Below are 12910 nucleotides of genomic sequence, written 5' to 3'. Positions count from 1 at the left end.
TACTCCCCCTTATTTTTTGATAACATCTATCATACTTCTTTGCGGCGGTCTAACAGCACCGCAAGAAGAATGACCGCTCCTTTGATGACTTGCTGGTAAAACGACGACACATTGAGCAAGTTCAATCCATTGTTCAATACACCGATAATCAAGGCGCCGACTAACGTGCCGAAAATCCAGCCTCTTCCTCCTGACAAACTGGTGCCGCCTAAAACAACGGCCGCAATGGCATCCAACTCGTACGCCGTTCCCGCTGTCGGCTGCGCGGAATTCAAACGGGAAGTTAAAATGAGCCCCGCCAAAGCAGATAACGCCCCTGTTAGGGCATACACATATATTTTGAGTCGATCAACGCGAAGTCCCGATAGACGGCTCGCTTCTTCGTTCCCGCCAATCGCGTACGTATGGCGGCCAAATGTAGTCTTTTTCAATACTACATACAAAGCGATATAGACCGTGAGCATCAATATAATAGGTACGGGAATGCCGAAGAAATAACCGCGCCCCATCATCTGAAACAGGATGTCATCAGACGCAAACCCTGTAATCGGGCGACCGTCCGTGTAAACGAGAGTCAAGCCGCGAAACGCCGTCATGGTCGCCAGCGTGGCAATAAAAGGAGCCACTTTTCCTTTGGTGACCAAGACTCCGTTCAAGACGCCCATGGCCGCGCCTGCTAATAAGCCGACGAATATCGCAACAAATCCATTGACCCCTTGCGCCATCATTCCTGCTGTGATCGTGCTTGATAACGCCAACACCGAACCGACCGATAAATCAATGCCTCCCGTTAAAATGACAAACGTCATGCCAAAGGCGATGAGCGCGTTAATCGATACTTGCCGCAGGAGATTGAGCCAGTTGTCCATCGTCAAAAAGTCATCGCTCAATATGGAAAGCACGATGCATAGCAGAAACAGCCCGATCAAAGGCCCTAGTTTTTTCACATCCCATTTTCGCTTTGCTCCCATCATCGATTCCCCCCTGTCGCCGCCCGCATGATGGTTTCTTGATCCAACCCGTCGTTTTCCAAGATCGCTTGCACTTTCCCTTCATGGACGACCATGACGCGGTCGCTCATGCCCAATACTTCCGGCAGTTCAGAAGAGATCATAATGATCGCGGCGCCTTGGGCAGCCAATTCATTGATCACTTCATAAATCTCTTTCTTTGCCCCAACATCCACGCCGCGAGTCGGTTCATCCAAAATGAGGATGCGCGGGTTCATCGCCAGCCATTTGCCGAATACGACTTTTTGTTGATTCCCGCCGCTCAATGCTTTCACGGGTAAATCTGGGGAAGAGGCTTTAATATTCAACAGATGAATGTATGTCAACACCACGTCCCGTTCTTTCGATGACTGGATGAATCCCGCTGTTGCTAATTGTTCCAACTTCGGCAAGGTCAAATTCTCATGGACGCTCATCTCGAGAATGAGCCCTTTTTGCTTTCGGTCTTCGGTAATCATGGCGATGCCATGTTCGACGGCCTGGCGCGGAGAACGGATGCGCACAGGACGCCCGTCGATATAGATGTCTCCTTCATCGAATGGTCTGGCTCCGAAAATCGCTTCCATGATCTCGGTTCGCCCCGATCCCATCAGTCCCGCCACACCAAGCACTTCACCGGCTCGCACGGAAAACGATACATTCTCAAACAACCCTTTTTTCGTGAGCCGCTCTACGCGCAGCCGTTCTTCTCCAATGGTGACGCGCCGTTTTGGAAAACGTTCCCCAATTTGCCTGCCGACCATCATTTGAACAATTTCATCGAAGTTCGTTTCCTTTACTCGTTTCGTTCCGATGAACTGGCCATCGCGGAGAACCGAAATCCGGTCGCAAATGGTAAAAATCTCTTCCATCCGATGTGAAATGTAAACAACCGCGACGCCTTGCTGTTTCAAGGTGCGAATAACAGAAAATAAAGCCTGAATTTCCCGTTCCGTCAGCGCCGCTGTCGGTTCATCCATAATAAGGCACTTCGCATTCGTCGAAATGGCCCTGGCAATTTCGATCATTTGCTGTTTTCCGACAGACAACCGACCGGCGAGTTCTCGTGGGTCAAGGTCCATCCCTAATCTCCGCAAATAGGAAGCGGCCTGTTGCTCCATTTCTTTATAACGAATGACACCCGTTCTCCCGATTTTCGGCTCGCGGCCAAGAAAAATGTTTTCGGCCACCGTCAATGTTGGAATGACATTCAACTCTTGATGAATCACGACAATCCCGTCGCGTTCCGCCTCTTTCGGATGACGGTAATGCACTTCGCGCCCGTTGACAACAATCGTTCCCCCATCCCGCTCATAAATGCCGGTCAACACCTTGATGAGCGTCGATTTCCCCGCTCCGTTCTCTCCCATCAACGCATGCACTTCTCCAGGAAGCACTTCAAAATCAACGCCATTCAGAACGATATTGGCGCCAAACGATTTTTGAATCGACCGCATGTCAATCAAGGGCCTCATCGTTTCTGCCCTCCTTTTCCTTCAGAAATCTTTCGATGAAAAACTTACACCGGAACGCAGAATGATATTGGCATAGGGGGTTGCCTCTCCTGTGCGAATCACCGCTTTCGCCTGCTTCGTCATCGCTTTGAATTGTTCGTGGGGAACAAACTGCACAGGCACACCACCCATTCTTGCCCTGATGCTTTCGTATAAATCCGGATTCTGGTCTTTGATCTCCTCGGCTAGTACGATTGCTTCAATTTCCAATTCATCAACAACCGCATCCAACACGGATAAAAAGGGCGGAAACCCTTTGACGAGAGACAAGTCGATGCGCGCCTGTTCGTTCGGAATCGGCAACCCGCAATCGGCAATCACGATCGTATCGGTGTGCCCGAGCGAGGCAAGCAGCGTGTTCAATTCTTTATTCAAAATCCCGCTTTTTTTCATCAGTGACTCTCCTTCTGTCTGGACAAAAATGATTCGACCTCTTGCCGTCTCGGCATCCCAGCTTGCGCCCCAAGTTTCGTCACCGACAAGGCCGCCGCCGCATTGGCAAACCGACACGCTTCATCAAGCGGCTTCCCTTCTGCCAACGCCACGGCAAGCGCACCGTTAAACGTATCGCCCGCGCCCGTCGTATCCACGACGGGAACTTGGAAACTTGGAATGAGCCGTTCTTGTCCATCTTGCCAAATGCGCACCCCTTTTGCCCCTTCGGTGACAATCAGCTTATCGGCAAACGCTTCTTCGTCCATCTTGTCGAACAAAATCGTCCGTTCATGTTCATTGGGCGTCAAGAAACTCGCCTGCTCAAGCACCGACGGCGGCAGCGGCTGGGCCGGAGCGGGGTTGACGATGACGCGCACGCCATGGCGATGAGCGATCGAAACCGCCCGTTCCACAACGGGAAGCGGAATCTCGAGCTGCAATAAGCAAACATCGCTTTCGGCGATCACGGATTCACATGAATCGAGATCTTCCGGCGTAAGCGCATGATTCGCCCCAGGAACGACGATGATCCGATTGTCCCGCTCAGAAATCGTAATGGAAGCAATGCCTGTACTCCCATGTGTAACCGGTTTCACATAATCGACGGAAATGCCCTCATTTTGTAACGAACGGATGAGCTCTTGACCAAACGCATCATCCCCCACTGCGCCAATCATCCGAATGTTGGCGCCGAGGCGGGCGGCTGCCACCGCCTGATTCGCCCCTTTGCCGCCGGGAGTGGTGAGAAACTGTTCGCCTAAAATCGTCTCTCCTTGGTTTGGAAATCGCGCCGCCACAGTGACTAAGTCCATGTTGAGGCTGCCGATCACCGTAATGGTTGGTTTGTTCAAGTCAATCCCCTCCTTGACGTCGACTGCCGCACCACAAGTTGAACCGGAAGTTGATAATGGAGCTTTTCAAGGGGCTTTCCCTCAATTTGTTTAATTAAAATTCTTGCCGCCATGGCCCCCATTTCGTAAATAGGCTGAGACACGGTCGATAGTTCGGGTGTTGTCATTTCCGTCAGCGGGATGCCGTCGTAGCCAATAATGGCAATATCATCCGGAACCCGCAGCCCGCATTGCTGAACCGCTTTCAAAGCACCGACCGCCATCGCGTCGTTGCCGGCAAAGATCCCGTCCATATCATGTTCAGCCAACGCGGCCATCACCGCTTCTTTCGCCTGCTTCAACTGGTAATTCCCTTGAATGACGAGCTGACGATCTCCCAACCCTAACGCCCTCATTTCATCTTGATAGCCGCGGAAACGCTCCATGGCGTTCACCACGTGGTTGGGCCCTTGAATATGGGCAATCCGCCGGCAGCCCACTTCATACAAATGCCGCGTCGCTAAACGAGCTCCCTCGTAATTATCCGCGACCACCGACGGATAACGCTCATGCAACGGACGGTCGAGCACGACAATCGGAACATCCCATTCCTCGACTTCTTCCGGCGCGAACTGATTCGTGGTCAAAATGACGCCGTCCACATATTTTTGCTTTAACACTTCGATGTATTCTCGTTCTTTTTCTACTTTCTCATCGGAATTGCATAGAATGACCGTATAGTCATAAATATTCATCACATCTTCCACCGCGCGAACGAGTTCGGGAAAGAACGGATTGGTAATATCAGGGACAATGAGTCCGACTGTTTTCGATGTCTTTTTAAACAGAGCTCTCGCCACTTCATTCGGTTTATAATTGAGCTCTTTCATCGCCTGTCTAACCCGTCTTTCCGTTTCCTCATTAACATATCCATTTTGATTTAACACACGCGAAACGGTGGCGACGGAGACACCTGCACGCTTTGCCACATCACGAATCGTTGCCATGTTCGCTTCCTTCTTTTCTGTCTATGTGTAACCGGTTACACATAGTATATCCTATTTTTTGTGCGCCATCAAGCTTTTTTTAAATACTAGTGATTTAAGGGGAAATGTTGCTCCCCAGCAACGTTTCTCAAACTGAAAAACTTTGCAACAAAAACATCATTTTATCCCCTTCAACTTTTCGAATCCGTTGTGCTTCGCCGGTCTTTCACGGCGGTTCTCAAACAATGTGCGGCCTTTTTTGCAAGCTGACGTAAACATGATCGCACAGCATTTTCAAAAAAAATCCCTTGCCTGCCGCAAGGGACTTCTCACTTTTCCCTCCACCGTTCGCTCGCTTCATCCGCCCGTTTCGCGGCCACCATCATGCTCATGATGACGAGCATCACGAACGAGCCGACAAACATTCCCGCGATAAACGCGACCATGGCTCTCTCTCCCTTTTCTCGCAAACTTGTTATTTGCCATTCTTTCCTTTTACATCTAAGCCGATACATCGGGAGAGCTCATTCTATTATACGCCGCGTTTGACCGCACAATGCTTTGTCCTTAACCAATGGCGGCAAACAAAGACGATCAAAAGCGCAATCAGCGCCCCGCACGAATCAATCGCCACGTCTTTTGGCGTCGCCGTCCGCCCTGGTTCAAACGATTGGTGCCACTCATCGGTCGCCGCGTAGGCGGTCGCAAACAGCCAAGCGCCTGCATACGCAAACCGCTTGGGCAACAGCGCCCGCCACACAAGCGCGGCCAAAATGCCAAACTCCGTCAAATGCGCCGCTTTGCGAATCAAAAAGTTCAAAAATGGCGGCCCCTCTTCATCCCCGCCGCCAAACGGCAAGTACGATAAAATCATCTGCAGCACATGCGCCGTATTCGCCCCAGTGAACCAGGAAGACTCGCTGAACGTGTAAATGACGACACACCAGAGAATGACAGGAAGCCAGCGGGAAAGGAAATCTCTCATCGTTTCACCTGCCAACACCTTTTTACCAACAAAACAAGGTACCTAAACAACAAACGAAAGTAGACACCTTGTTCGCTAAACCCTTTACCATCATAACAGGGATGGTGATATTTTTCCATTTTCTTTTTTGAAAGCTTCTTCACCGTTGTTTTAAAATCGTTCGCTCACAGGCTGGAAAGAAGACTTCTTTTCCGTTCCCCTTTTCTTTCACCCATTCCCCTTTTAAGGGAGATTCTCTCCGTGTTTATGTTTTCATGAACAAGGGTATAGTAGTAAAAGAAAAATCTGTACATTTTTTCTGGCCAGCATTATAATTTTTAGAAAGGAGAATCAATGAGGTGATCAATATGCCCTCCGCTTTGGAAACGAAAATGAGGGTGACACTATCTTGCACGGAACAGGCCAACAAACCGAATAAGGATCTTTCATTTGCCGAATTACGAAAAAAAATAGCCAAACCTTCTCCCTTTGGCAAAAAATTAGTGGACATCTACAAACAAGGACGGTAGCCGATTATGTCGTTTGTGATGACATATGAAGATGCCATAGATGAACATTTTGGACAAGCGTCTATATACATCGATGCTTGTTTTATTTTGGCCTATATGGACTCCGATGATCCAAGGGGAGATAAGGTATGTGAAATCCTTCAAAAATGGCATAACGAAGGTGTAACGAAATTAGGGATAAGTACACATGTATTTGGGGAAGTGGTACATAACTTATTCATTCAAGAAATTCTATTACCATTAGAAATCTACCATAAAAATCAATCCAATTTACATTCAAAGTCTCGCCAAAATCATCCCCTTGGAGAATTAGAAGAAAGCGTACCCTTCCTATATAACGTTTGGAAAAAACATATTCCAAAATTCTACAAGAAGAACGTTTCTATTAATATTTCAGAATTAATCAAATTCGTGAAAATGAATTATCCCTCACAAAGAAACAAGTTGCAAATCTTCTACAACAGTTCCATTGATCGATATAATGAATTTTTATCTGCCATAAGGCAACATTTCCGCATCGAATTCCTAACAACAGATGCCAACATTCAAGATTTAGCCTTGGCTCAAATGCGGCTCCTTCAGCTCGAAGCCTATGATGCCTTGCACTACGCCATTGCAACATATCATCATTATGACTACTTCGCTACGCTTGACGGCGATTTTGTCCACGCTCTTTACAACCAAGACCTCGACCTAGCACCGATCACAAAAATTGTCAAAATCGCCTAGCCTTGTCGTCTTGATCGAATCGAAGTCCAAAACAAACATTAAGGAAGGCAAAGAGTCCCCATGCTCTCTTTATTTCCTTTATCCACTCATGTGAGCTACACCAAGTTCAACCATGTGAATTAGCGACAGAGAAAGAGCATGCAACTCACATTTCGCACCCTGAATAAAAATTCGAAATAAGCCCGATTTGACCGAATAAAAATTAATTATTTTACATTTTTTATAAAAAATTATTTTTATGCGAATATTCTGGTTATTTTTTGTATATTATGCAAAGGTTGCGAAATATGAGATGCAATATATCGATCCGCCTTTATGATGTACAAAAAAGCGGAAGCATCCTACTCTGCTTCCGCCAACAGTTTCAACGTCGCGGCGACAAACATTTGCACGCCAATCTCAAGCGCGTCTTCGTCGATCGTAAAGCGCGGATGGTGATGCGGGTACACGATCCCCTTTTCTTCGTTTCGGGCGCCGACGTAAAAGAAGCTGCCCGGCGCTTTTTGCAAAAAGGCGGAGAAATCTTCGCCACCCATGTTCGGTTTCAAGCGGGCGACGGCTTCTTCGCCCAATAGTTCGCGCGCTGTTTCCTCAATGACGCGGGTCACTTCATCGTAGTTGATGACCGGGCGGTAGCCGTAGTCAAATTGAAACTCATACGAGGCGCCGTGCGCTTCGGTGATTCCTTTGACAATGCGCTCCATCCATTGCGGCACCGTGCGCCGCAGCGTCTCATCAAACGTGCGCACTGTCCCTTGGATTTCGACCTCCCCAGGCAGGACATTATGCGCCGTACCCGCCACAAATTGCGTCACGGACAGAACAAGCGGCTCGAGCGGGTCGACATAGCGCGAGACGATGTGCTGCAAGTTCGTCACGACTTGCGCTCCGATGGCGATCGCATCGATCGTTTGGTGCGGCATCGCTCCATGGCCGCCTTTGCCGATGATGCGGATGAAAAAGCGGTCGGGTGCGGCCATCATCGGCCCATACACAATGCCGATTTTTCCGCGCTCAAGCGGCGACCAAAGGTGAGTGCCGATGACGACGTCCACCCCGTCCATGACGCCGGCTTGCACCATCTCCTCCGCCCCACCCGGGAACAATTCTTCCGCGTGTTGGAACAAAAAGCGGATTTCACCGCGAATGTCATCGCGCAGCTGGGCGAAAATTTTCGCTGCCCCCAAAAGCATCGCCGTATGGCCGTCATGCCCGCACGCATGCATGACGCCTGGGTTTTTGGAAGCAAACTCAAACGTGTTTTCCTCTTGAATGGGCAGGGCGTCCATATCCGCACGAATGGCGACGACCCGGCCTGGCTGTTGGCCAATGAGCCGCGCCATGACGCTCGTTTTCGTCGGCCGCGACAACTCAAGATGGCCGAATGATTGCAGCGTCTCGAAAACAAACTGCGCCGTTTTCTCCTCTTGGAACGACAATTCAGGATGGGCGTGCAGATGGCGGCGCCAGGCGATGACGTCCGTTTTCACTTCATCGACGAGCCGTTTGATTTCTTCCTTTGTCATCCATAGTCTCCCCCTGTTCGTTTGTCTTTTTCGTTATTCCCCTTGGGCCAGTTGCCACACCGTATGATAAAGCACCTCTGCTCCAACGGCGCAGTCTTCTTTAGTACTCCATTCCGCCGGACTATGACTCACCCCGTCTTGGGAGCGGACAAAAATCATCCCGATCGGGCAAATCGGAGCCAACTGTACGCCGTCATGGGCTGCGCCGCTCGGCAGCCAAAACGGCGGATACCCGAGCTGCTTGCACGCTCTTTCCGCGGCCTGTTTCACCACCTCGGAACATAACACCGGCGCCATTTCTTGCAGTCGCTCGGTCGTGAGGCGAACGTTCCGCTCCTTGGTGATCGTCTCTGCCCGCGAGGCTATGTCATTCCATACTTGATCGCGCACCTCAGCCTTCAAGTCGCGCAAATCGAGCACAAATTCGACCCGTTCCGGAATGACATTAATACCGCCCGGATATACATGCAACTGTCCTACAGTACCGACCGTTGTCCCTGTTCGTCTTGCTTCCTCTTCGATCACTGTGATGATCTGGGCGGCTGCCGCCATCGGGTCGCGCCGCAATGACATCGGCGTCGCTCCGGCATGTTCCGCTTTTCCTTCGATGATAAACTTCACCCAAATCAGCCCGGCGATGCCAGTGACGATGCCAACTGGAAGACCAGCCTCCTCCAGCACCCGTCCTTGTTCGATGTGCAGTTCGACATAGGCTTTCACCGTTCCTGGTTTTCGTGCTGCCTGCGGCAAACGGTCCGGGTCAAGCCCCGTCTGTCTCATCGCTTCCGCAATAGAAATTCCGTTCGCGTCGCGGCACTCGAGCGCTTCCGGCAGCAACGTCCCCGCCATCGCCCGGCTTCCGATCATGCCGAAACGAAAGCGCGCTCCTTCTTCGTCCGTAAACGCCACTACTTCAATTGGGTGGTGCGTCACAACCCCGTGCTCGTTCATCGTCTGAACAACTTCCACGCCGGCCAACACCCCGAGCGGTCCATCAAAGCAGCCGCCGTTGTAAACCGAATCGAGATGAGATCCAACAAGGACGACCGGGGCATCCGGATTCGCCCCTTCTTTCCGTCCGATCAAGTTGCCAGCCGTGTCTTCATATACGAAAAGCCCGGCTTCGCGCATGTAGGAAGCGACCAAGTCTTTCGCCCTCCGCTCTTCAGCAGTGAACGAGAGGCGCGTGACGCCGCCGCTTGGTTTCTTGCCGACCTCCCCTAGTTCCATGAGCCGTTGCCAAAGACGTTCCCCTTGAATCAAGCTATCCTCCCCTCACGCCAATTACGGATAATTTTCGGATATGTCCTTAATTATAATGGAAACAGAGGAAATTTTCAAATAATACAAATAATACAAACGCCTTCAAGACAACAAAAAACTTCTGCCTGTCGCTAAAGGCAGAAGCTGATCGAGCAATTATAAGAAAATGCGGTATACTTTGCGCGGACGCCCGCGCGGATACGGGTTTGTTTCCCCGGCCACTTCGGCAAGGCCCACGGTCTCCAATTGGTTTAAAATCCGGCGGGCGCTGCGCGGCACAATCCCCATGTAAGAGGCCAACTCATGCGCTTCGATCTCGTTGGTTCCTCGTTTTTGCAATATTGCTTTCAATTTGCAGAGCGTCGCGGCGCTTAATCCCGTCCGCTCCGCCAGCTGCCGCAGTTCTCCGCCGCCGAGCGAATAGCGGAGGTGCACACTTTTTCCTAACGGACCCGAGATCGTTCCGTCATCAAACACCACCATCCACGCACCCCGTCCGCTTTGTTTCGCATGCAAAAACGCCTTCCCAGCCTGAATTTCGGCCTCATACGCCGTTCGGCCGATGCCGATTCCGCACGCGATGACCTCGCTGTACAAGAGCTCCGTCTCCTCCGCCGAGGGGACCGTTTTATAGCCATCGGTGATCTCTTTTAATGCGCCCCTTGTCGTAAAAATGACATAGCGGCCCGGCCCGGCGCTTTTCAGCGACCCTTGGACTTTTTTTGCATACCGTAGCAATTTTTCCGTTGTCTTCATCTCCAAACGATATATGTCATCGGTCGAAAATGTCTCTGGGGAGGCCGCCTGCATCGCATCGACTTCAATCATTTGCACGGCGATTTGCGCATCTTGCACCTGCAGCATCTGTCCGGTGCGAATGATGGTTTGGATGACCGCTTCCACCGCCGAGCGGGCAGGCAATACCCGATACACCGGCATTCCGAGTTTCTCCAGTTCGAGATGGGCTGTCCGCAAACAGGTGACCGCTGCTTCCGTTTTCCCTTGTTTCCAAAGGGTGTAATGATAGTCGGACAGTTCCTGGGCCGAAATGCCTCCCTCGTAATGCTTGACGTATGGAATCGGCTCCTCGATGCCCGCCTCTTCGAGCAGCCGTTCGATTTCGCGGCGCTCGTACGTGTCAAAACTAAGCCGGCTGACCGGAATCTGCTCCGTATAGTGCGCCTGCAGCAGTGTGCGGTACAAGCTGGCACCAATATGTGGCACATAAAACAGCGGCGCATCGACCTCACTGGACTGCTTGACGATCGAATACGGCACTTGTCCGGAAAACAGCCACATATCAACTTCTGACGCGAGCGGGCGGATCAAATCGATCACTTCACTTTCATCCCAATACACAACGGGAACGCAAACAAGCTCTTTGTACTCTTGCGCCACCGCCTGAATAATTGACAGCGAATCGTCCGCACCAAACAGACCTAAGCGAATGCGGATGATACATCCCTCCTTTTGCCGCCTGCCCATAGCGGTGGGAAAAGACGGCTTCTTCAGCCGCTCTCTTCCCCGCCTGTCTCCGCTTTCAAAGTGGCGGGCCACGACCCCACGTTTTCCCATAAAACCACTGGAAACATAACCTTCTCTTTCTTTGAAACGGCGATTGATGCCCCGCGCCCGCCGGCATGTCTACTATCCCACTTCCATCGAACGGACAGACCGCCTTATTCCCTTTTTTACAAAAAAGCCGTCGTGGCGATGCGAACGGGACAATTAAGCGGCATCCCTATTCACTTTGTTTGTGGAAAAAGGCAGCTGAGGCGCACTGGAGAACGTCAACAGCCCGATCCACTTTCAGCTGCCTATGCCCCACCGGCCGACCGATCGACTCGTAGATGAGGCCGGCGGCGTCGGCTTGTTTCGGGTCGTAGCAGTTGCGCCCGTCAAGCACAATTGGCCGATTCATCAGCGTCTTGTAACGGTGAAGGTCAAATTGCAGCACAGCCGGCCATTCGGTGAAAATGAAACAAACATCCGCGCCGCGAATGGCTTCCTCCATTGTCTCGCAACAAACAACCGCATCGCCAAAACGGCGCGAGACATGACCGAGGGCGGCCGGGTCCCAGACGCGCACGTCGGCTCCTTCGGCAATGAGCCGTTCGATGTTCGCCAATGCCGGCGATTCGCGCACATCGTCAGTGCCGGGCTTGAATGCGGCGCCAAGCACAGCAACAGTCCGGTTGCGAAAATCTCCGATGTGCGGACGCGCTTTGTCAAGAAGCTTCCATTTTTGTTTCTCATTGACGTCCATCGCCGCCCACACGGTTTTGAGCGAATAGCCATGGGAGGCAGCCAACGCATAAAGCGCCTTCGTATCTTTCGGCAGGCAAGAGCCGCCGTAGCCGACGCCGGCGCGCAAAAAGCGGCGGCCAATGCGCGGATCCATGCCGATTCCTTCCGCCACCGCCTGAATGTCGGCCCCTACCAACTCGCATACGTTGGCGATCTCGTTGATGTACGAAATTTTCAGCGCCAAAAACACATTGGCAGCGTACTTGATCATCTCTGCGCTTTTGCGGTCGGTGACAATGTACGGGAGCGCAAACGGGGCGTAGAGGTCCTTCATTATCCGCTCAGCTCTCTCCGATTCGACGCCTAACACAATGCGCGGCGCCTGCAACGTATCGCGCACCGCCGTTCCTTGTGACAAAAACTCCGGATTGGAAACGACATCGATACGCACCCCGCCGCGTCCGTGTTCCGCCAAAAAGCGAGCCGCTTCGTCTCCCGTACCGACTGGCACGGTCGATTTGATGGCCACAAGGCAGTCGCGTTCGGCCGACGCGGCGATGCGGCGCAGCGTTTCCCATACGTCATCGAGCTTGACCGATCCGTCCGGCAGCGGCGGGGTGCCGACCGCGACCATGATCACTTCCGCCCATCGATACGCTTCCGCATCGTCTGTGGTAAAGCGAAGGCGGGCGCTGTTCCGTTGGATGAGCGGTTCGAGCCCCGGTTCATAAATGGGGACGATTCCTTCATTCAACCGCCGAATTTTTTCCTCATTGACATCCACGCATATGACATCATGACCTTTATCAGCCAGGCAGGCGGCGGTCACAAGCCCAACATACCCCGCCCCGGCGATCGTGATTTTCATCGTTCCTCACACCTTTTTGATCCATTGCG

At 51.7% G+C, this 12910-nt stretch carries 12 protein-coding genes; 1 reads left to right on the top strand and 11 read right to left on the bottom strand.

The genetic code is table 11. The features are described 5' to 3' along the window. Positions 1–29: 29 nt before the first annotated feature. From rbsC to T260_RS125855, 7 genes are all read right to left on the bottom strand, one after another. Complete coding sequence (gene rbsC / locus T260_RS125830) at positions 30–974, bottom strand: ribose ABC transporter permease (protein ID WP_011232697.1); 945 nt, start codon at positions 972–974, stop codon at positions 30–32. After that, the gene (locus T260_RS125835; protein ID WP_014196887.1) at positions 971–2464 is read right to left on the bottom strand and encodes a sugar ABC transporter ATP-binding protein; all 1494 of its coding nucleotides are present in this window, start codon (positions 2462–2464) and stop codon (positions 971–973) included. The genes rbsC and T260_RS125835 overlap by 4 nt, the downstream gene beginning before the upstream one ends. 21 nt (positions 2465–2485) lie before the next feature. Continuing rightward, positions 2486–2896, bottom strand: a complete 411-nt coding sequence (gene rbsD / locus T260_RS125840; protein ID WP_011232699.1) for a D-ribose pyranase — start codon at positions 2894–2896, stop codon at positions 2486–2488. Further along, positions 2896–3789 (bottom strand): ribokinase, encoded by an 894-nt coding sequence (gene rbsK, locus T260_RS125845; protein ID WP_011232700.1) that lies wholly within the window; start codon positions 3787–3789, stop codon positions 2896–2898. The genes rbsD and rbsK overlap by 1 nt, the downstream gene beginning before the upstream one ends. Continuing rightward, a complete protein-coding gene (locus T260_RS125850; protein WP_011232701.1) occupies positions 3786–4775 on the bottom strand; it encodes a LacI family DNA-binding transcriptional regulator in 990 nt (329 codons plus the stop codon). The genes rbsK and T260_RS125850 overlap by 4 nt, the downstream gene beginning before the upstream one ends. 308 nt (positions 4776–5083) lie before the next feature. Next, positions 5084–5200 carry a DUF3789 domain-containing protein gene (locus T260_RS1000000140330; protein ID WP_013146530.1) on the bottom strand — a complete coding sequence of 39 codons (117 nt, stop codon included), beginning with the start codon at positions 5198–5200 and terminating at the stop codon, positions 5084–5086. A gap of 86 nt (positions 5201–5286) precedes the next feature. Next, the gene (locus T260_RS125855) at positions 5287–5739 is read right to left on the bottom strand and encodes a VanZ family protein (protein WP_011232703.1); all 453 of its coding nucleotides are present in this window, start codon (positions 5737–5739) and stop codon (positions 5287–5289) included. A gap of 515 nt (positions 5740–6254) precedes the next feature. On the opposite strand from T260_RS125855, the gene T260_RS04570 reads away from it, so the two are divergent. Beyond that, on the top strand, positions 6255–6977 hold the full coding sequence (locus T260_RS04570) for a PIN domain-containing protein (protein ID WP_011232705.1): 723 nt from the start codon (positions 6255–6257) through the stop codon (positions 6975–6977). Positions 6978–7318: 341 nt separating this feature from the next. On the opposite strand, the gene T260_RS125860 is transcribed toward T260_RS04570, so the two are convergent. The 4 genes from T260_RS125860 to T260_RS125875 all read right to left on the bottom strand — a co-directional run bounded on the left by T260_RS125860 (position 7319) and on the right by T260_RS125875 (position 12881). Then, entirely contained in the window at positions 7319–8503 is a 1185-nt protein-coding gene (locus T260_RS125860; protein ID WP_023634287.1) for a M20 family metallopeptidase, read from the bottom strand. A gap of 33 nt (positions 8504–8536) precedes the next feature. Next, positions 8537–9766 (bottom strand): Zn-dependent hydrolase, encoded by a 1230-nt coding sequence (locus T260_RS125865; protein ID WP_023634286.1) that lies wholly within the window; start codon positions 9764–9766, stop codon positions 8537–8539. Positions 9767–9922: 156 nt separating this feature from the next. Further along, positions 9923–11251 (bottom strand): helix-turn-helix domain-containing protein, encoded by a 1329-nt coding sequence (locus T260_RS125870; RefSeq protein WP_014196895.1) that lies wholly within the window; start codon positions 11249–11251, stop codon positions 9923–9925. A 256-nt stretch (positions 11252–11507) separates the two neighbouring features. Beyond that, complete coding sequence (locus T260_RS125875) at positions 11508–12881, bottom strand: UDP-glucose dehydrogenase family protein (RefSeq protein WP_023634285.1); 1374 nt, start codon at positions 12879–12881, stop codon at positions 11508–11510. Positions 12882–12910: the final 29 nt, after the last annotated feature.

Source organism: Geobacillus thermopakistaniensis (assembly GCF_000498995.1).
Classification (GTDB): Bacteria; Bacillota; Bacilli; order Bacillales; family Anoxybacillaceae; genus Geobacillus; species Geobacillus thermoleovorans.
Note: the sequence above shows the minus strand (reverse complement) of the source record. Positions and strands in the feature narration are given on the sequence as shown.